This is a genomic window from Epilithonimonas zeae (genome assembly GCF_900141765.1).
Classification (GTDB): domain Bacteria; phylum Bacteroidota; class Bacteroidia; order Flavobacteriales; family Weeksellaceae; genus Epilithonimonas; species Epilithonimonas zeae.
Genome location: NZ_FSRK01000001.1, coordinates 179,707 through 197,716 on the forward strand (window position 1 = coordinate 179,707; position 18,010 = coordinate 197,716).

23 protein-coding genes are annotated in these 18,010 nt (G+C 35.2%); 10 read left to right on the forward strand and 13 right to left on the reverse strand.

The features are described from left to right. Positions 1-93: 93 nt before the first annotated feature. From rpmI to BUR19_RS00810, 4 genes are all read right to left on the reverse strand, one after another. Complete coding sequence (gene rpmI / locus BUR19_RS00795) at positions 94-291, reverse strand: 50S ribosomal protein L35 (protein ID WP_027384637.1); 198 nt, start codon at positions 289-291, stop codon at positions 94-96. Between the two features lie 178 nt (positions 292-469). Beyond that, positions 470-1,000 (reverse strand): translation initiation factor IF-3, encoded by a 531-nt coding sequence (gene infC / locus BUR19_RS00800; protein WP_074233036.1) that lies wholly within the window; start codon positions 998-1,000, stop codon positions 470-472. Between the two features lie 72 nt (positions 1,001-1,072). Beyond that, a complete protein-coding gene (gene thrS / locus BUR19_RS00805) occupies positions 1,073-3,016 on the reverse strand; it encodes a threonine--tRNA ligase (protein ID WP_074233037.1) in 1,944 nt (647 codons plus the stop codon). A 56-nt stretch (positions 3,017-3,072) separates the two neighbouring features. Then, positions 3,073-4,608: a hypothetical protein gene (locus tag BUR19_RS00810; protein WP_074233038.1), complete on the reverse strand. Its 1,536-nt coding sequence runs from the start codon at positions 4,606-4,608 to the stop codon at positions 3,073-3,075. Positions 4,609-4,756: 148 nt separating this feature from the next. Between BUR19_RS00810 and BUR19_RS00815 the strand changes: the two genes are divergently transcribed. From BUR19_RS00815 to leuB, 4 genes are read left to right on the forward strand one after another with little or no spacing between them, the layout of a single operon-like run. Beyond that, positions 4,757-5,920: a 2-isopropylmalate synthase gene (locus tag BUR19_RS00815; protein ID WP_074233039.1), complete on the forward strand. Its 1,164-nt coding sequence runs from the start codon at positions 4,757-4,759 to the stop codon at positions 5,918-5,920. 3 nt (positions 5,921-5,923) lie between these two features. Then, positions 5,924-7,309 (forward strand): 3-isopropylmalate dehydratase large subunit, encoded by a 1,386-nt coding sequence (gene leuC, locus BUR19_RS00820; RefSeq protein ID WP_074233040.1) that lies wholly within the window; start codon positions 5,924-5,926, stop codon positions 7,307-7,309. Between the two features lie 57 nt (positions 7,310-7,366). Beyond that, positions 7,367-7,972: a 3-isopropylmalate dehydratase small subunit gene (gene leuD / locus BUR19_RS00825; RefSeq protein WP_074233041.1), complete on the forward strand. Its 606-nt coding sequence runs from the start codon at positions 7,367-7,369 to the stop codon at positions 7,970-7,972. After that, on the forward strand, positions 7,956-9,077 hold the full coding sequence (gene leuB / locus BUR19_RS00830; protein ID WP_074233042.1) for a 3-isopropylmalate dehydrogenase: 1,122 nt from the start codon (positions 7,956-7,958) through the stop codon (positions 9,075-9,077). The genes leuD and leuB overlap by 17 nt, the downstream gene beginning before the upstream one ends. Before the next feature lie 80 nt (positions 9,078-9,157). Here leuB and BUR19_RS00835 read toward each other — a convergent pair whose 3' ends face one another. The 9 genes from BUR19_RS00835 to BUR19_RS00875 all read right to left on the reverse strand — a co-directional run bounded on the left by BUR19_RS00835 (position 9,158) and on the right by BUR19_RS00875 (position 14,617). Continuing rightward, positions 9,158-9,655, reverse strand: a complete 498-nt coding sequence (locus BUR19_RS00835) for a hypothetical protein (RefSeq protein ID WP_074233043.1) — start codon at positions 9,653-9,655, stop codon at positions 9,158-9,160. A gap of 209 nt (positions 9,656-9,864) precedes the next feature. Beyond that, the gene (locus BUR19_RS00840) at positions 9,865-10,362 is read right to left on the reverse strand and encodes a hypothetical protein (protein ID WP_074233044.1); all 498 of its coding nucleotides are present in this window, start codon (positions 10,360-10,362) and stop codon (positions 9,865-9,867) included. A gap of 151 nt (positions 10,363-10,513) precedes the next feature. Then, the gene (locus tag BUR19_RS00845) at positions 10,514-10,693 is read right to left on the reverse strand and encodes a hypothetical protein (protein ID WP_074233045.1); all 180 of its coding nucleotides are present in this window, start codon (positions 10,691-10,693) and stop codon (positions 10,514-10,516) included. 11 nt (positions 10,694-10,704) lie between these two features. Beyond that, positions 10,705-11,316 (reverse strand): DUF4230 domain-containing protein, encoded by a 612-nt coding sequence (locus tag BUR19_RS00850; RefSeq protein ID WP_074233046.1) that lies wholly within the window; start codon positions 11,314-11,316, stop codon positions 10,705-10,707. 131 nt (positions 11,317-11,447) lie between these two features. Continuing rightward, positions 11,448-11,990: a TlpA family protein disulfide reductase gene (locus tag BUR19_RS00855; RefSeq protein WP_074233047.1), complete on the reverse strand. Its 543-nt coding sequence runs from the start codon at positions 11,988-11,990 to the stop codon at positions 11,448-11,450. Positions 11,991-12,000: 10 nt separating this feature from the next. Continuing rightward, the gene (locus BUR19_RS00860; protein WP_074233048.1) at positions 12,001-12,465 is read right to left on the reverse strand and encodes a pyrophosphohydrolase domain-containing protein; all 465 of its coding nucleotides are present in this window, start codon (positions 12,463-12,465) and stop codon (positions 12,001-12,003) included. Positions 12,466-12,556: 91 nt separating this feature from the next. After that, a complete protein-coding gene (locus BUR19_RS00865) occupies positions 12,557-12,997 on the reverse strand; it encodes a DUF1801 domain-containing protein (protein ID WP_221407767.1) in 441 nt (146 codons plus the stop codon). Continuing rightward, entirely contained in the window at positions 12,954-13,451 is a 498-nt protein-coding gene (locus BUR19_RS00870) for a DinB family protein (RefSeq protein WP_074233050.1), read from the reverse strand. The genes BUR19_RS00865 and BUR19_RS00870 overlap by 44 nt, the downstream gene beginning before the upstream one ends. 26 nt (positions 13,452-13,477) lie before the next feature. After that, positions 13,478-14,617, reverse strand: coding sequence for an acyl-CoA dehydrogenase family protein (locus tag BUR19_RS00875; protein ID WP_245798997.1), 1,140 nt, complete (start codon positions 14,615-14,617; stop codon positions 13,478-13,480). Between the two features lie 119 nt (positions 14,618-14,736). On the opposite strand from BUR19_RS00875, the gene BUR19_RS00880 reads away from it, so the two are divergent. From BUR19_RS00880 to BUR19_RS00905, 6 genes are all read left to right on the forward strand, one after another. Further along, on the forward strand, positions 14,737-15,252 hold the full coding sequence (locus tag BUR19_RS00880; RefSeq protein ID WP_074233051.1) for a ribonuclease domain-containing protein: 516 nt from the start codon (positions 14,737-14,739) through the stop codon (positions 15,250-15,252). Between the two features lie 8 nt (positions 15,253-15,260). After that, a complete protein-coding gene (locus tag BUR19_RS00885) occupies positions 15,261-15,548 on the forward strand; it encodes a barstar family protein (protein WP_074233052.1) in 288 nt (95 codons plus the stop codon). Further along, positions 15,538-15,990: a GNAT family N-acetyltransferase gene (locus BUR19_RS00890; RefSeq protein WP_074233053.1), complete on the forward strand. Its 453-nt coding sequence runs from the start codon at positions 15,538-15,540 to the stop codon at positions 15,988-15,990. The genes BUR19_RS00885 and BUR19_RS00890 overlap by 11 nt, the downstream gene beginning before the upstream one ends. A gap of 125 nt (positions 15,991-16,115) precedes the next feature. Continuing rightward, positions 16,116-17,150 (forward strand): T9SS type A sorting domain-containing protein, encoded by a 1,035-nt coding sequence (locus BUR19_RS00895; protein ID WP_074233054.1) that lies wholly within the window; start codon positions 16,116-16,118, stop codon positions 17,148-17,150. A gap of 26 nt (positions 17,151-17,176) precedes the next feature. After that, positions 17,177-17,680, forward strand: coding sequence for a DinB family protein (locus tag BUR19_RS00900; protein ID WP_074233055.1), 504 nt, complete (start codon positions 17,177-17,179; stop codon positions 17,678-17,680). A gap of 39 nt (positions 17,681-17,719) precedes the next feature. Next, on the forward strand, positions 17,720-18,007 hold the full coding sequence (locus BUR19_RS00905; RefSeq protein WP_139297235.1) for a hypothetical protein: 288 nt from the start codon (positions 17,720-17,722) through the stop codon (positions 18,005-18,007). Positions 18,008-18,010 lie beyond the last annotated feature (3 nt).

The window sequence follows — 18,010 nt, forward strand, 5'->3', positions numbered from 1 at the left end:
GTAATTATTTCATTACTCTTAGTGGCTCCATTTCAGGGTTAAATTGTTGAATTTGTTTTGAATTCTTATAAACCGAATATAGATTTATAAAAACTACTTAATTGCTAATTGTCTTAAAACACTTTTCGTGTCCACAGCAGCAACGTAAGAAGTTTGCGTAAGATTTCTCTTTTGCTTAGTTTCTTTCTTTGTCAAGATGTGGCTTTTGAAAGCATTTTTTCTTTTGATCTTACCTGTTCCGGTAAGAGCAAAACGCTTTTTAGCACCTGATTTCGTTTTTAATTTTGGCATTGTTCTGCTTTTTATAGTTTGTTATCAATATTCATTTTATGACTCCTAAACATAATTAGGAATAATAGTTTGCAAAATTACAAAAAAATTCTGAAACCATAACTTTAATAATTATGGAACAAATGAAAAACCTCAAAAATTAATTCGAGGTTTTCTATATAATTGAATTTTATCAATATTATTTTGCAGGCTTTTTAGGGCTCATCATCATAATCATTCTTTTTCCTTCAAGCTTAGGAAGCTGGTCAACTTTTCCAACGTGTTCCAAATCTTGAGCAAGCTTCAAAAGAAGAATTTCTCCTTGATCTTTGAAGATGATAGAACGTCCTTTGAAGAAAACATAAGTCTTCAGTTTAGAACCTTCTTCCAAGAATTTTTCAGCGTGCTTTTTCTTGAATTCGTAATCGTGGTCATCGGTTTGAGGACCGAATCTAATTTCTTTTACAACTACTTTTACTTGCTTCGCTTTTAGTTCTTTGGTTTTCTTTTTTTGCTCGTACAAGAATTTTTTATAATCCAGGATACGAGAGATGTAAGGTTCTGCCTTATCAGAAATAACAACAAGGTCTAACTCTTGTTCTCTTGCTATTTCCAAAGCTTTTGCCAATGGATAAACTCCAGGTTCTACATTTTCTCCAACCAAACGAACTTCCCTTGCGCGGATTTTATCGTTGATTTGATGAAGGTCTTCTTGGACTGGGCGTCTCATCGGACCTCTGCTGTTGTTTCTTTTTAGTGCTATGGTTTTAAAATTTTAAAATTAATAATAATTAAATAAGGCTTAGTTGTTTCCGCCTAGTTCAAATGTTGGTTTTGCCTGCTCTTTAAAATAAGAGATAAAAGCGTCAACTGTCATTGCTCCAAGGTCGCCTTCGCCTCTTCTTCTTACAGAAATCGTACCGTTATTTTCCTCATTTTCACCTACAATAAGCATAAATGGTAGTTTTTTCAATTCGGCATCACGGATTTTTTTACCCGTTTTCTCGTTTCTGTCGTCTATTAAACCGCAAATATCGTGATTTTCCAATAATTGTGAAACTTTTTTTGCATAATCTGCATACTTTTCACTGATAGGCAAAATCGTAAATTGCTCAGGGCTCAACCAAAGTGGGAAATCTCCTGCAGTGTTCTCTATCAAAATAGCAATGAAACGTTCCATAGAACCAAATGGCGCTCTGTGAATCATCACTGGTCTGTGCTTTTCGTTATCATTACCGTTGTACCAAAGGTCAAATCTCTCTGGCAAATTGTAATCAACTTGGATTGTTCCTAACTGCCAGCTTCTTCCCAAGGCATCTTTTACCATAAAATCTAGCTTAGGACCATAGAAAGCCGCTTCGCCATATTCGGTTACAGTTTTAAGGCCTTTTGATTTCGCAGCAGTTACGATAGCATTTTCTGCTTTCTCCCAATTCTCATCGGAACCGATATATTTTTCTCTATTTTCTGGGTCTCTCAAAGAAATCTGAGCTGTAAAATCAGCAAATCCAAGCGAACCAAAAACATATAAAACTAAGTCAATAACTTTTTCAAATTCCTGCAACAATTGGTCTGGTGTACAGAAAAGGTGCGCATCATCCTGAGTAAATCCACGAACTCTTGTCAAGCCGTGTAATTCTCCGGATTGCTCATATCTGTAAACGGTTCCAAATTCAGCATAACGTTTTGGCAAGTCTTTGTAAGACCATTGTTGTGCTTTGTAAATTTCGCAGTGGTGTGGGCAGTTCATTGGTTTCAACAAAAACTCTTCACCCTCATTTGGAGTTTTGATTGGTTGGAAACTATCTGCACCATATTTGTCCCAATGTCCGGAAGTTACATATAATTCTTTTGCTCCAATGTGTGGAGAAATTACAAATTCGTAACCTTGTTTTTTCTGAGCTTCTGATAAGAAGTTTTCTAATTTCTTTCTCAATGCTGCTCCTTTTGGTAACCAAAGTGGAAGACCTGCACCAACTTTCTCAGAAAATGCAAAAATTCCTAATTCTTTACCCAATTTTCTGTGGTCTCTTCTTTTCGCTTCTTCTAATCTTTCAAGATATTCTGTAAGCTCTTTTTGTTTAGGAAAAGAGATTCCGTAAACTCTTGTCAATTGAGGGTTTTTCTCATCGCCTCTCCAATAAGCACCAGCGGCATTAAGGATTTTAACAGCTTTCACAATTCCTGTTGATGGGATGTGACCACCTCTACAAAGGTCTGTGAAATTATCGTGAGTCACGAAAGTGATTTCGCCATCAGGAAGATTTTCAATCAATTCTGTTTTGAAAGGATTGTCTGCATATTCCTTCAAAGCTTCTGCTTTAGAAACTTCACGCAGGTTGAAAGTAGAATTTTTCTTAGCGTTTTCTAAGATTTTTTTCTCCAATTTCTCAAAGTCTTTTTCAGACAAAGGCTCTCCTCCGAAATCCACATCATAGTAGAATCCGTTAGCGATTGCAGGCCCGATTGTAAGCTTCGCATTAGGATAAAACTCCATAATTGCCTGAGCCAACAAGTGAGCAGAAGAATGCCAGAATGCTTTTTTTCCCATATCGTCATTCCACGTCAAAAGCTGCACTGTAGAATCCTCCGTTATCGTGGTTTCTACTTCTGTCTGTTGTCCGTTTACGATAGCAGAAATCGTGTTTCTTGCCAAACCGTCACTGATACTTTGCGCAACTTGTAGTGGAGTAACTGCTCCTTCATATTCTCTGATGCTGCCATCAGGAAGTGTAATTTTTAGCATAATGGTTTAAAAAATTAATGTTTGCAAAAATAGTGATTTTTAAAGAAAGAATAATGTTATTTTAGTTTAACTTTTTCCTTAATTATCTCTATCACATCTACATTCCTCACTTTGGAAGTTACCCATCCGTGGATATCGATGTACATCAGCGTTCGTTTGTCGTATTTGTTTTGAGAAGAAATTTCCAATTCTTTCTCAAATTCATTAAAGGCAATGGCTTGTTCTTTTGGATTTCTATCATTGATTTTCTTGAAGAAATCAACAATGCCAAAATGTAAATCACCCGGATTTTTCATCTTTTTTGCAAACTTCATCGTTGCTTTTACAAAGTCATCATAATCATCATCAAAGCCAGATTCAAATTTTGCCATTAGCATTAAAATTCGTGTATGAAACAATAAATCTTCCTGAACATTGCCTTTGGAATTAATGATTTTTTGTCCATATTTTACCGTATTCTGATAATTTTTGCTTCCGAAAAACATTGCTGCGATTTTCAAATAAAGAACCAGAAAATGATGTTCGTCTATCTTATCACGATGTTTCTCCATTTTTAACTCCAATTCAGGAATCATTTTTGTGCCGTTGAAAAAATCACCTTTGATGAAATAGAGGTTCATTTTGGTGTTATAATAATTAAGGAAAATCAAAGATTGAGAATTCTCATTATGAATGAAAGCATCTGATTTTACAATACTTTCAAATTTTTCAAACCTTTTCTCAATGCCTTTGATACTTCCGTAAATAAATAATGTTTTAAATAGATAAGTATTCCCTTTGATGTACCAAACAGGGTGATTTTTTATCATTTCCAGATTCTGATGGAAAAGTTCTACCCATTGATAAGCGTATTTTATCGTGTACTTATAATCCTGAAGCAACTGATTTTTCCAAACGTGCGCTTTGTAATACCAAAGTTTTTCTGTGAAATTTAATTTTTTTAAATCAATATTTTTGATGTTGCTATCAAAGAAATTAAGAATATTCTCACGGTCATTATCATTTTTAATATAGCCGTGCGTCAGCATTTCGCTGTATAATTTCAATGATAGATTGGAAAGTTGAGTGGCGTAACTGTTTTGTTTGTTGATTTCTGTCGATTGCAAAATCAATTCATCTGCACGTCCATCGATACTTCTTGTAATGAATTGAGATTCAATAACCTTTTCGAGTTCAATGATTTCAGAAGCGATGCTTTTTTCGTCTAAATCTAATGCAGATTGTTTGGCTTTGTCAAGAATCTTCAGAGCTTGTTTATATAATCCTTTTTGGTATAAAATCGTAGCAAAATCCAATTGTTCACGCAACTGAATTCTATTATTCTGATGACTCGGATTTAATCTAAGACTTATTAAAATCTGTTTGTAAAGATGCGCTTTCAGATTAGAAAGTTGAAGTTTTGAAGAGATTTTTTTCTCGAGGATAATCTCTTCATTATACTCTTTCATTTTGTCCAATTCAGAAAAAAGTAAAAGAAATTTGGCATCGACATTAATTCCAAGACGATTCACATACAGCTTAAATTGTCGTTTTTCCGAAGTCGAAAGTGACTTTATAAGCACGAATAAAAAATCTTTTTGTAATTCTGACATTGTAAAATGATATGGTTTAATCTTTTGATAATTAAGTGATTATTGTTTGTTTTGATAAAATCGAATATTGTATTTATTTAATTAACGAAGATTAATAGAACAAGTCAATTTCTACTTTTGAATATCAAAATTAGATAAAAACTTTATTATGGATTCGGAAAAAATTGAAATTTTTGATACGACCTTGCGAGATGGGGAACAAGTCCCGGGATGTAAATTGGATACGAAACAAAAATTAATCATTGCGGAACAACTCGATAGTCTCGGTGTGGATATTATCGAAGCTGGTTTTCCGATTTCGAGTCCAGGCGATTTTTTATCAGTTCAGGAGATTTCGAAAATTGTAAAAAATGCCAAAGTCTGTGGATTAACCAGAGCTAACAAAAAAGATATTGAAGTTGCAGCCGAAGCTTTGAGGTTTGCTAAGAGACCGAGAATCCATACAGGAATCGGAACTTCTGATTCACATATCAGATTCAAATTCAATTCGACAAGAGAGCAGGTTTTGGAACGTGCAATTGAAGCTGTAAAATATGCGAAAAATTTTGTTGATGATGTCGAGTTCTATGCAGAAGATGCAGGTAGAACTGATAATGATTTCCTTGCTAAAGTCTGTGAAGAAGTCATTAAAGCCGGAGCAACTGTTCTTAATATTCCCGACACAACTGGTTATTGCTTGCCAGAAGAATACGGCCGAAAAATTAAATACCTGAGAGAAAACGTAAAAGATATCGACAAAGCAATTCTTTCCTGCCACTGTCACAACGATTTGGGAATGGCAACCGCAAATTCAATTTCTGGAATTATCAACGGCGCCAGACAAATCGAATGCACTATCAACGGACTTGGCGAACGTGCAGGAAATACAGCTTTGGAAGAAGTTGTGATGATTATAAAACAACATCCAAATCTTAATTTTCACACCAATATCAATTCCAAAATGTTGAACGAAATGAGTTATCTGGTTTCAGAATTAATGGGAGTGCCGGTTCAGCCAAACAAAGCAATTGTTGGAGCAAACGCATTTGCTCACAGTTCAGGGATTCATCAGGATGGCGTTATTAAAAACAGAGAAACCTACGAAATCATCGACCCGAGAGAAGTTGGAATCAATGAATCTTCCATCGTTTTGACGGCGAGAAGCGGACGTTCGGCTTTGGCTTATCGTTTCAAAAATATCGGTTTTGATGTGACAAAAGTGGAGTTGGACTTTTTGTATCAGGAATTCTTGAAAATTGCGGATACCAAAAAAGAAGTTAATAATGATGATTTAAGCTTTATGATGAAATCATTTAATCAAAAAATTGGATAGAAAATGAGCCAAAGCAAAACATTATTTGATAAAGTTTGGGACGCACACGTTGTAGAAACCGTTCTAGATGGGCCTCAAGTGATTTATATCGACAAACATTTGATTCACGAAGTGACGAGTCCACAGGCTTTTGCGGAATTGGAAGCAAGAGGTTTGGAAGTTTTTCGTCCAAATCAAATTGTGGCAACTGCCGACCACAACGTTCCGACTTTGGGACAGGAATTGCCAATCAGAGACGAATTATCGAGAACGCAAGTTCAGCAACTGACAGAAAATTGCGAAAAAAATAACATCGAGTTATACGGACTTGGTCATCAATATCAAGGCATTGTTCACATCATCGCGCCAGAGTTGGGAATCACGCAACCTGGAATGAGCATTGTCTGTGGTGATAGCCACACTTCTACGCACGGCGCTTTTGGAGCGATAGCTTTTGGAATTGGAACAAGTCAGGTGGCACAGGTTTTCGCAAGTCAGTGTTTATTGATGAACAAACCAAAATCGATGCGGGTTTCCGTAAATGGAAAACTCAATAAAGATGTTCAGGCAAAAGATGTGATTCTTTATATCATTTCAAAAGTCGGAACGGATTCTGGAACGGGATATTTCTGTGAATATGCAGGAAATGTGTTCGAAGAAATGTCGATGGAAGGCCGAATGACTGTCTGCAATATGAGTATCGAAATGGGAGCGAGAGGCGGAATGATTGCGCCAGACGAAACCACTTTTGAATATGTAAAAGACAAAACCTTTGCACCAAAAGGAGAAGAATGGAATGAAAAAATTGAATATTGGAAAACATTGAAATCCGATTCTGATGCTGTTTTTGATAAAGAATTTGAATTCTCGGCAGAAGATATTCGTCCAATGATAACTTACGGAACTAATCCCGGAATGGGAATTTCCATCGATTCTAAAATTCCGACAGCTCAAAATGAATCCGAAGAAAAAGCTTTAAAATATATGGGACTGAATGCCGGACAATCAACTTCGGACATCAAAGTGAATTATGTTTTCATCGGAAGTTGCACCAATGCAAGGATTGAGGATTTCCGTTCCGCCGCAACTTATGTCAAAGGAAAACAGAAAGCTGAAAATATTGTGGCTTGGCTGGTTCCGGGTTCGCAAAAAGTAGCAAAACAAATTTATGATGAAGGTTTGGATAAAGTCTTCAATGATGCAGGATTCCAAATCCGCCAGCCTGGATGTTCCGCTTGTTTGGCAATGAATGAAGACAAAATCCCAGAAGGCGAATATTGCGTTTCCACGTCCAACAGAAACTTCGAAGGTCGTCAAGGCCAAGGCGCAAGAACACTTCTGGCAAGTCCGTTAACCGCTGCAAAAGTGGCTGTAGAAGGCGGAATTCCAACTTTTGAAAATCTGAATTAATTAAACATTGGAATTTAAAAACATTGAATTTTAAATCTTGAACATCGAATTAAACGTATGCAAAAATTAGTTTTAATAAAATCTCAGGCCGTTCCGTTGCCGAGCGAAAATATAGATACCGACCAGATTATTCCGGCGCGTTTCCTCAAAAGTATCAGTAAAGAAGGTTTCGGTGAAAATCTTTTCAGAGACTGGCGGTATAATGTTCACACGAATAAACCAAATCCAGATTTCGTTCTGAACAATCCTAAATATTCCGGCGAAATTCTGGTTGCAGGAAATAACTTCGGATGTGGAAGCAGTCGAGAACACGCGGCCTGGTCGTTAACTGATTATGGATTCAAAGTGGTTGTGTCAAGTTATTTTGCGGATATTTTCAAAGGGAATGCACTTAACAACGGACTTCTTCCAGTGAAAGTTTCTGAGGATTATCTTAAAGATTTAATGGAAACGATTTCGGAAAATCCTTCAACTCAAATCACGGTTGATGTCGAAAAACAAACGATTTCATTCAATGACAAAACAGAAAGTTTCGAGTTGGATTCTTATAAAAAAATATGTTTACTAAATGGCTATGACGACATCGATTTCTTAACCAGTAAAAAAGAAGCCATCCAAAATTTTGAACAGAAAGCACAAAAAGTATATGCGCAAAACTTATAAAATAGCCGTTTTAGCAGGCGACGGAATCGGTCCGGAAGTAACCGATGAAAGTGTAAAAATCTTAAAAGTCATTGGCGAAGCTTTTCAGTATAATTTCCAGTTCGATTATGGAGTTATGGGAGCAGAAGCAATTTATGAAACAGGAAATCCTTTGCCGGATAAGACTTTGGAATTATGCAGAAATTCTGATGCGGTTTTATTCGGAGCAATCGGCGACCCTGCTTTTGATAATAATCCTGATGCAAAAGTCCGTCCGGAGCAAGGTTTGTTGAAATTGAGAAAAGAATTGGGATTGTTTGCCAACATTAGACCAATCAAAACTTATGCTTCATTAATCAAAAAAAGTCCGCTGAAAAGAGAAATCGTCGAAGGAACAGATATTCAAATTTACCGTGAGTTGATTAGCGGCATCTATTTTGGGGAAAAATTCACGGAAGAAAATGGCGAATATGCTTATGACCTTTGCAAATATTCCAGAGAAGAGATTGTGGGAATTGCGCATTTGGCGTTTCAAGATGCACAGAAGAGAAGAAAAAAACTGACATTAATAGACAAAGCCAACGTTCTCGATACTTCCAGACTTTGGAGAAAAATCGTAAAAGAAATTGCGCCTCAATATCCGGATGTTGAATTAGATTTTATGTTTGTAGATAATGCTGCGATGCAAATGATTCTTAACCCAAAACAATTTGATGTGATTTTGACAGAGAATATGTTTGGTGATATTATTTCGGACGAAGCCAGTGTGATTGGCGGTTCTATCGGTTTATTGCCTTCAGCTTCTATTGGCGAAGATAGTGGACTTTTTGAACCCATTCACGGATCTTATCCTCAGGCCAAAGGAAAAGGGATTGCCAATCCAATTGCTTCAATCTTGAGTGCGGCAATGTTGTTGGATTATTTGGAACTGACTCAAGCTGCAGATAAATTGAGAAAAAGCGTAGAACATGCTATAGAAAGCAAATATGTAACGATAGATCTAAATGCGGAACAACACTATTCAACTTCCGAAGTTGGCGATTTTATCGCTGATTATATTAAGTTTTCAGAAAGGTCTTATTACAATTTCGAAAATATTCAGTTGGGCAAATCAACGATTGTTTGATGATATGAAGTCTGTAAAAAAGAGCCGAAGAAATTCGGCTCTTTTGAAAAATGTAAAGTTATATCAGGATGTGATTGGTTTTAATCTTTTCTACCTTGCGAATCCATCTCGTCAGACATTCCTTTTTCCGGTCTGTAGGCTTCGCTTCTGTTATCTGTGAAATACAAATCGTTTTTAGCTTTGGCGATGATTCTTGCTCTTGTAGATTCTGAGATGGGATATTCTTTATGGGTGTCGGGATATTTTTCTGCAAGATATCCTCTTGTTTTTTCTTCCACATCTATTGCGCCGTTGTCGTCTAGAATTGCCTTTGCGGCATTGGCATCCTCTTCTGTTTCTGTGTAAACTGTAATGGTGTTACTGTCGATACTTGCGTATTCGTAACGATCAGTTTCTATCTCATTGCGGTCAAAAAGCCAATCGAAGAAACTTTGTTCTTTCGGAGTGTCTATTTTTTCTAAAGCTTCTATTTCTGAGTTGGTCAGCGAATAATCATATAATCCTGCTTCTTCCAATTTTGTAATGACATTTCTGCTTTCTGTTTCGTTGGGGAAAATCCCGATAATCGTGTAAGACATAATAATATTTTTTTTGGTGTTAAATCTATTTGTCTTCACTTAAACAAAAATTGTGGCAGAACGAAGAAATGAAGGAATTTTAACAAATTTTTAATAATTATAAATTTATATGATTTAATAATTGAAAGCATGCAAAAGCCTTCCAAACAATCAGAAGGCTCGTATTAAATCCTAGAAATCATTATGGGAAAAATGATTCAGTTGTAAATTTAACTAATTTTAAAACCCAAACCGTCGGGCTCATCTGCAATCCAATTTTCGTGAAGATGATGTCTTCTGTTGTTGGTGAAAAAGAGATTGTTTTTTGCTTTGGCGATGATTTTTGCATTTTTGCTTTCAGAAATCACATATTCCCGAGGAGAAACGGAGTAATTTTCAGTCATATAATCCTGAGTTTTTTCTTCAACATTCACTGCACCATTGTTGTCTAGGATATCTCTCACGATGTGTGCATCCTGTTCTGTTTTCAGATGAACGGTTATCGTGTTGTGGTCTATACTTGCGTATTCGAAACGGGCTCTGTCGAGATGGTTGTCGTCAAATAACCAATTCCAAAACCCATTTTTCTTCTGAATGTCTACATTTTGTAAAATTTCTTCGTCAGAATGAGAAAGATTGTAGTCATTGTAACCTGCGTTTTCCAATTTTAAAAGGACTTTGTCAGCTTCCATCTGAGTGGGAAAAAGCCCTACAACAATATATGACATAGCTGTAAATTTTTTTTGGTGAAACGAATTTAAAGAACACGGAAAAATCAAATTTTATCTTCTGATTTCGATATTAAATATACATTAATTTTATTAAATAAATAAGCCTTTCGAAATAAATTGAAAGGCTTATTGTGTTTTTCGTAAAAAATTACTTTTCTGTATTGTCTGTTTTTCCGTCTTTGTTGATTTTGGAACCTTTGTCGATATCTTGTTTATCAATATCGGGCGGATTCTTTTTATCAGATGCGGCAGGAATATTTTTAAAATCTTCATTCTGCTTTTTATTCTCAGCAGAATTGTTGTTTTCGGTTTTTTTATCAGGATTCATAACGTTAATTTTTATAATTCGGTGGAAGAAAACGTATTTGTTTTGTCTTCTATCGAATAATGCAAGGCTTTTGCCAAAACAAAAATTTCGTTAAGATTTTCTTTCAGTTGTTTTTTGCTTTCCTGTTTCAGTTGTTCCTGGTTCACGCTTTTTGCCATATTTTTTTTGGCAGATTCCATAATGCCGTTGATGTCTTTCTGACTGAATCTGTTAATCGCGTAATCGTCCATAAAATGAATCTTTACATCCGGAAAAATCTTGATTTCTGGCTGAGGTAATTCATTGATGATCAATTTTTTGCTAACGGTATCTACATCGATTTTCATTCTCTTCAAATCGTAAGAAACCTGAGCTTTTGCAGTCGTGTAAAGAACCATTTCTCTTGGCAGAATATCGAATCCTGCAACTGTAGCAGCTGAACTTTTATGCGTTTGAAAACTGGAAAAATCCTGCTCCAAAACTACCATTTTGTTCATTTTCTGGATTTGATTCGTAATCAGATAATAATCCTGATTGACCAAAGCTGCTTCATCTTTTTTGTTGCAGCTTCTCCACGACAAGAAAACAAAAACCGTGAGAATAATCCCGAAAATAAAAGAAAGTAAACCTGTATATTTATTCATTGATTTAGATTTTGTCAGCAATGTTTAAACGGAATTGTTGCAGCCCGACTTGAGTGGAAATCCTTTTTTGTGGCTGGAAAAGCCAAGGCAAAAAGATTGGGAACGGAAGGCGGATAAAGCTGCCCAAATTATTATTTAAATAAACTTGAATTATCTTTTTTCAGAATGTTAAGCAAATCTCTTTCCAAATAGCCTGTTTCCGGCATTTCTGTGATTCTTCCGATTTCTTTGCCGTATTTTTTTACAATAATGGTTGGAACCCTGGTAATATTATAAAGTCCTTCTTCTCCGGATGGTGATTCTTTTTTTCGGTTAACAGCGATGATTTGCATTTTTCCGGTGTTGTATTTCAAAGCGTCCAAAATCTTAATTAATCTTGGAAATTCTCTGTGACTATCCTCGCACCAGCTTCCAACAAAAACTACCAGACTGTAAGAATTGAGTTTTTCTTTTCTTAGTTCGGTTAAACTCGTCTGGTCAACCTGATAACGATTGTACTCTTCGTCAAACCAAGTTTTGAAGGGTTCTTTTCGGAACTGGTCAAGCGTCTGCGTTCCAAGTAACATTTTACCGTCATTTTTGGATTCTACTTCACGATTTACAATCACTCTTTCAGCACAGGAATTAATGCTTGTCAATGCGATGATTCCTAATAAAATCGAAATTTTTTTCATCCTGAGTTTTTTATTTTAATAATGAAGCAATGTCCGCTGCAGAATAATATTTGTTCTTAAGAACCTTGTTGTCTGCAACTCTGTGAACATTATATTTGTCGCCGGACTTTTCGTAATAAGCATCGGTTCCTTTGTCTTTGTAAAATTCTACAGTTTCCTGAGCCTGAACTTCGTTGTCACAAGCTTTTGACATATTAGAACGCTGAACTTCATTGAATAATTCCACGAATTTTTCTCCCAAACCAAATTCCAAAACAGCACCGCTCAAAACATACTGTAAATCGCAAAGGGCATCCGCAACTTCCACCAGGTCATTATCTTCGATGGCTTTTTTCAACTCATCTAATTCCTCTTGTAAAAGACTAACTCTCAAAGCTGCTCGTTCTTTTGAAGGAATCTGAGGTGTATCAAGAATTGGAGCATTGAAGGTTTTGTGAAATTCGGCTACCTGATTCAGGCTATCTAATTTTTCCATTATTTTTCTAAAATTTTAACAAATATAAAAAATGCCGTCCAAGGAGACAGCATTTATAAAATTAAAATGTTTTTTTGAGTTTCGCTTTCTTTTATTTTAAGCGCTCCAAAATACCTTTTCGTTTTACGATATTTTTATAATCCCATTGTATTTCTCTTGATTTTTCCAGCCAACGTTTTAAATCATCTTTATTAATTTCATTCCAATCATTATAAAAAACCGAAGCATCCTGAAATTTTTCACCTTCTACATTCAGTTGTGTTTCATCAAAAGATTTTCCGCTCCAGAACATCAACCGAATTCCTTTTTTTTGTTTGCTATAACCAACAATAGGATTTCCATCAATAAACCAAACAGGATGAGCGTGCCAGATTTTGTTCTCAGCTTCTGGAAGATGTTTGCAGATTTCTCCAGAAAGAATATTCGCAATTTTTTCATCTTCAGGATCGAGATTTTGATTGTATGAAATAATATCAGGACTCAAATCTTTAAAACTTGTCGTCAGCAGTTGGTCCGTACAATCCGGGAACATTGTTTCCAGTTGCTCTCAGATAAACAATCAGTTCGCCTCTGTGATGATAAAGATGATTGTAAAGAAAACCTCTTATGACTTGAATTTTTGGCATTGGTGGGAAAATTTCTTTTCCGCCAGCCAGCATTTTCCATTCGTTCATATAATTTGCTTCGTCAGAATTTTCAATGGCTTTTTGAGCATTAGCTACATTTTCTTCGAATTTTGCAATAATATTTTCTGCTTTAGAAATGTCACCTTTGTCGTATTGATAAGAACCCATATCAAGAACATCCTGATTGAAAGTTGACTCATACCAATTGTAAACTTCAGCAATGTGTGAGGCCAATTGAGCTGTGGTCCAGTTTTTCTCTGATGGTTTCCAGTCTAAAGCGCTGTCCGGAATTGCTTTCAAAAGTTTTCTTGTGCTGTCTGCTTCGTGCAAAAACTCACCTAAAAGTGTTTGTTTGATCATTTGTGTTTTAATTTTATGTTAATAAATTATTGCGTAATATCTCTTCCAATCACCAATCTCTGGATTTCAGAAGTTCCTTCGCCAATTGTGCATAGTTTTGAATCCCTGTAGAATTTCTCAACCGGGAAATCCTTTGTATAACCATAACCACCGAAAATCTGAACCGCATTATTCGAAATTCTTACGCAAGCCTCGGAAGCGTACAATTTCGCCATTGCGCCTTCTCTTGTCATTTTTAGTTTTGCATTTTTAAGGTCCGAGGCTCTTCTAATCAATAATTCTGATGCATCAATTTCTGTTGCCATATCAGCTAGCATAAAATTAACCGCCTGAAAACTTGAAATCGATTTTCCAAATTGATGTCTTTCCTGAGCATATTTAAGCGCAGCTTTGTAAGCACCTCTAGCAATTCCTAAACTTAGTGCAGCAATAGAAATACGACCTCCGTCCAGAATTTTCATTGCTTGTTTGAAACCGCTCCCGACTTCGCCCAATCTGTGAGAGTCCGGAACTCGAACGTTATCGAAAATCAATTCTGCTGTTTCCGAAGCACGCATTCCTAATTTGTTTTCCTTTTTACCGGAAGTAAAACCAGCCATTCCTTTTTCCAAAACAAAAGCTGTGGAATTATTTTTTGCACCTTTTTCTCCCGTTCTTGTCATTACAACAGCAATGTCTCCAGAAATAGCGTGAGTGATGAAGTTTTTTGCACCGTTGATAATCCAATCGTCACCGTCTTTCACAGCAGTTGTGGACATTCCACCTGAGTCAGAACCTGTATTGTGTTCGGTCAATCCCCAAGCGCCGATAACTTTTCCGGAAGCTAACTGAGGAAGCCATTTTCTTCTTTGCTCTTCATTCCCGAATTCATAAATATGATTCGTACAAAGTGAATTGTGTGCAGCAACGGATAATCCAATAGAAGGGTCAACCTGAGAAATCTCGTCCAAAATGGTCACATATTCCTGATAACCAAGTCCTGAACCGCCATATTCTTCAGGGATCACAATTCCCATAAAACCAAGTTCGCCCAATTGGTGGAATAATTCCACTGGGAAAGTCTGGCTCTCGTCCCAATCCATAATATTTGGGCGTATATTTTTTTCGGCAAAATCTTTGGCCGTTTCAGCTATCATTTTTAGATTGTCCATAGTGGCAGTTTCCATATTTTTATCTTTGTGCCCAAATATAGAAAAATTAGGTTAAGCACAATTTTTTTTTAAAGTTTGTTTTTTCTTCTGTATGAATCGAGGTTTTCATTATTTTAGCATAGAAATTTTTCATAATGAATCCAAAACTGAAAACCCTTTTTTTCTTTCTCATCGGAGCATTCGCCGGAATTTCGGTAATGTATCTGATTTCGAATTATAAAATCGAGAAGAGAAATGAAATTTCGTCGGAAGTTAGAAATCAGAGGCTGGATGTTACACAATCTGAAACTAAGTTTGAGACCGAAAAACCTTCTGATGTAAGTTCAATACAAGAATTGACAAATGAAAACAAAGTTATTTCTTACGTCAAATCGAATCATAATTTGCCAGATTATTATATCACAAAATCTGAAGCGAAAAGTCAAGGATGGAATCCTTCAAAAGGAAATCTTTGTGACGTTTTGCCGGGAAAAGCCATTGGCGGCGATAAATTCAGTAACCGTGAAAAGCAATTACCGAAAGGCGAACAATATTACGAAGCCGACGTCAATTATAATTGCGGAAACCGAAATGCAGACCGAATTGTCTTTACTAAAAGTGGTAATGTTTGGTTGACGAAGAATCATTATAAATCGTTTGAGAAAAAATAAATTAGAAAATGAAAGAAATATATATCGATTTCGTCAACATCGGCGATTACGAAGATTTTTACGAACAACTTAAATCAAAATTAGAATTGCCGGAACATTTCGGAGATAATCTGGATGCGCTTTCGGATGTGATTTCCGGAGAATTGGAAATGCCACTTCATATCGAATTTGTGAATATGAGTGTTGACCAACTAGAACTTTTCGAAGACCTTTTGACAACTTTGGAAGATTTGGAAGATGAGGTGGAAGATTTTAGTTTCAGCTATTATCTTGAACAGTACGAAGATGAAGAATAATATCAGAAAAGCGACTCAGGAAGATTTAGCTCAATTGTCAAAATTATTTGATGAATACAGAATGTTCTATCACAAAACATCTGATTTATCCGGAGCACAGCAATTTTTATCCGAAAGAATAGAGAAAAAAGATTCTGAGATTTTTGTAGCAGAGAATGAGGGGAAGCTGGTTGGATTCACGCAACTATATCCGCTTTTTTCATCAACAAGAATGAAGCGTTATTGGTTGTTGAATGACCTTTACGTTAATTCTAATTTCCGTGGTAAAGGTTTTTCTAAAGCTTTAATAGAAGAAGCAAAAGAACTTTGCAGAACATCCAATTCTTGCGGAATGTACTTAGAAACAAGCAAAGAGAATATGATTGGAAATCAATTGTATCCAAGTGCAGGTTTCAAAAAATATGATGAGGTTAATTTTTATGAGTGGACGATAGAATTATAAATTTAAATGTTAATTTGCATCACTTTTATTCTTGAATGTAATGAATGTATCTGCAATGAAATCAACAATTGATTTAGTATAATATATTTTCATAATTTATTTTTTATATCTTTAGAAGAAAAACTATGAAAAAACTATTTAATCTACTGTTTTTAGCATTTGTGCATTTTGCATTCTCACAAAATATAAATTTTACGGATGCTAATTTTAAAAGCTTCTTATTAGAATCTAATTCAACTAATGGATTTGTACGTGATCTCAACAATAATTCTATAAAGTTAGATCAAAATAATGATGGCGAAATCCAGATTTCTGAAGCAGAGAATGTATCTCTTATAAGTTTCAATGGGAGATTTGGTAGTTTTAATTACACTGTTTATTATTTTTGGGGTCATTATGATAATCCTTTAACAATAAAAGATATTTATTCGCTAGGAGGACTTAATAATTTTAAGAATTTGAAAGTTTTAGACTGCGCCTATGCCAAAATAACAACAATAGATTTTACCGATCTTAGCAAATTAGAACAAGTGATTTGTAAAAAAAACCAGATTAATTCTTTTACTAATTTTCAATTTGTAAAATCACTGCGTGCACTAGATTGCTCTTATAATTTTTTGGAAACATTAGACTTATCTCAATCTTCTGTGAATCTGCCCGACAGAGCTTACGTTTTGTTCAGATTTAATGATAATAACTTTAAAAGTCTAAATCTTCAAAATGGTAAAAATACGAGTTGGTGTATCCTGGCTGACTGGATGTTTTGTCCGTTTTCTAGTGAGGCTGGAAATATGTTTAGCACTTGTTGTTATCCACCCAAAATTGAAAACAATCCCAATCTTACGGATTTGAAAATCAATTGTTATGACTTCGGATATCCGGGTTTTGCAGTAACCAACTGCGAGGTTCAGAGCACAGAAGAGATTGCTAATCTGATTGATAAAATTAAAGTATCTCAAAATAAGTCAAATGGTATCCTTACCATTATGAGCCCTTTAAAAATTGACAGCTATACAATTCTTGATATGTCTGGAAGAGTTTTAAAAAGCGAAAAGACAGATAATAAAAATATTGATATTTCTTATTTTAATAAAGGTGTTTACATCATTAAAGTTGAAACTAAAGAAGGTATAGCCAACTTAAAATTTATCAAAAATTAAAATTCGACTAAACGAAGTCTTAAACGATGACAGAATTCGAAAAATATATACTGCGTTATTTGGATTTGGTTCCTTCTGAACAATGGATTGAAGAAATGAAAATTGCTTCAGACGAAACTTTACAAATCTATGAATCTCTTTCCGAGGAGCAAGGTAATTATGCTTATGCAGAAGGAAAGTGGAGTTTGAAAACGCTTTTGCAGCATCTCATCGATACAGAAAAAGTCTTTGCTTACCGAGCTTTGAGGTTTTCCAGAAAAGACCAGTCTTTGGTTTCGGGATTTGATGAAGAAGCTTGGGCAGACAATTCTTATGCAGACAGCCGAACGTTGAAAAGTCTGATTAAAGAATTTAAATTGACCAGAAAATTATCTATCAAATTCTTTAAAAATCTTCCGGAAGAAGCATATCAACTTTCCGGAAAAGTGAATGGAAATGACATCAAAGTAGAAACAATTGGCAAATTAACCGTTGGTCATAACATTCATCACCTGAATATTATTAAGGAGAGATATTTACCGAATTTATAATGAATTTCTCAGAAGAAATATTAAATACTGCCATTGGCTATGTCAATGGAATTCGGGGAGAATTGGTTGAAGACGATTCACGAAAGAATTCTTAAAAAGTATCCCGATATTTCTTCTGAGGATTTAGATAAATTAAATTCTATTTGCAAAAAGGTCAATCAATTTGCTAATAATTATGTTTACAAAGGCGGTTCGGTCATCAATGGAGAAATCGAATTTGTAAATTTTAATCAATTCAAAAAAGATATTTTGTTAAAATACAGTTGGATAACAGAAAATAACTTGAGCCATTTATACAGTCAAAGTTGTTATTACGCAAGAAAATAATTT

What these genes read in the sequence shown, in the direction of transcription:
- rpmI (WP_027384637.1), bottom strand. Translation starts at nt 291, where the DNA reads ATGCCAAAATTAAAAACGAAATCAGGTGCTAAAAAGCGTTTTGCTCTT.
- BUR19_RS00845 (WP_074233045.1), bottom strand. Translation starts at nt 10,693, where the DNA reads ATGAATCCTGATAAAAAAACCGAAAACAACAATTCTGCTGAGAATAAA.
- BUR19_RS00810 (WP_074233038.1), bottom strand. Translation starts at nt 4,608, where the DNA reads ATGTCAGAATTACAAAAAGATTTTTTATTCGTGCTTATAAAGTCACTT.
- BUR19_RS00880 (WP_074233051.1), top strand. Translation starts at nt 14,737, where the DNA reads ATGAATCCAAAACTGAAAACCCTTTTTTTCTTTCTCATCGGAGCATTC.
- BUR19_RS00885 (WP_074233052.1), top strand. Translation starts at nt 15,261, where the DNA reads ATGAAAGAAATATATATCGATTTCGTCAACATCGGCGATTACGAAGAT.
- BUR19_RS00860 (WP_074233048.1), bottom strand. Translation starts at nt 12,465, where the DNA reads ATGGAAAAATTAGATAGCCTGAATCAGGTAGCCGAATTTCACAAAACC.
- thrS (WP_074233037.1), bottom strand. Translation starts at nt 3,016, where the DNA reads ATGCTAAAAATTACACTTCCTGATGGCAGCATCAGAGAATATGAAGGA.
- BUR19_RS00850 (WP_074233046.1), bottom strand. Translation starts at nt 11,316, where the DNA reads ATGAATAAATATACAGGTTTACTTTCTTTTATTTTCGGGATTATTCTC.
- BUR19_RS00870 (WP_074233050.1), bottom strand. Translation starts at nt 13,451, where the DNA reads ATGATCAAACAAACACTTTTAGGTGAGTTTTTGCACGAAGCAGACAGC.
- infC (WP_074233036.1), bottom strand. Translation starts at nt 1,000, where the DNA reads ATGAGACGCCCAGTCCAAGAAGACCTTCATCAAATCAACGATAAAATC.
- BUR19_RS00890 (WP_074233053.1), top strand. Translation starts at nt 15,538, where the DNA reads ATGAAGAATAATATCAGAAAAGCGACTCAGGAAGATTTAGCTCAATTG.
- BUR19_RS00900 (WP_074233055.1), top strand. Translation starts at nt 17,177, where the DNA reads ATGACAGAATTCGAAAAATATATACTGCGTTATTTGGATTTGGTTCCT.
- BUR19_RS00835 (WP_074233043.1), bottom strand. Translation starts at nt 9,655, where the DNA reads ATGTCTTACACGATTATCGGGATTTTCCCCAACGAAACAGAAAGCAGA.
- BUR19_RS00865 (WP_221407767.1), bottom strand. Translation starts at nt 12,997, where the DNA reads ATGTTCCCGGATTGTACGGACCAACTGCTGACGACAAGTTTTAAAGAT.
- BUR19_RS00875 (WP_245798997.1), bottom strand. Translation starts at nt 14,617, where the DNA reads ATGGAAACTGCCACTATGGACAATCTAAAAATGATAGCTGAAACGGCC.
- BUR19_RS00840 (WP_074233044.1), bottom strand. Translation starts at nt 10,362, where the DNA reads ATGTCATATATTGTTGTAGGGCTTTTTCCCACTCAGATGGAAGCTGAC.
- BUR19_RS00905 (WP_139297235.1), top strand. Translation starts at nt 17,720, where the DNA reads ATGTCAATGGAATTCGGGGAGAATTGGTTGAAGACGATTCACGAAAGA.
- BUR19_RS00895 (WP_074233054.1), top strand. Translation starts at nt 16,116, where the DNA reads ATGAAAAAACTATTTAATCTACTGTTTTTAGCATTTGTGCATTTTGCA.
- leuD (WP_074233041.1), top strand. Translation starts at nt 7,367, where the DNA reads ATGCAAAAATTAGTTTTAATAAAATCTCAGGCCGTTCCGTTGCCGAGC.
- leuB (WP_074233042.1), top strand. Translation starts at nt 7,956, where the DNA reads ATGCGCAAAACTTATAAAATAGCCGTTTTAGCAGGCGACGGAATCGGT.
- BUR19_RS00815 (WP_074233039.1), top strand. Translation starts at nt 4,757, where the DNA reads ATGGATTCGGAAAAAATTGAAATTTTTGATACGACCTTGCGAGATGGG.
- BUR19_RS00855 (WP_074233047.1), bottom strand. Translation starts at nt 11,990, where the DNA reads ATGAAAAAAATTTCGATTTTATTAGGAATCATCGCATTGACAAGCATT.
- leuC (WP_074233040.1), top strand. Translation starts at nt 5,924, where the DNA reads ATGAGCCAAAGCAAAACATTATTTGATAAAGTTTGGGACGCACACGTT.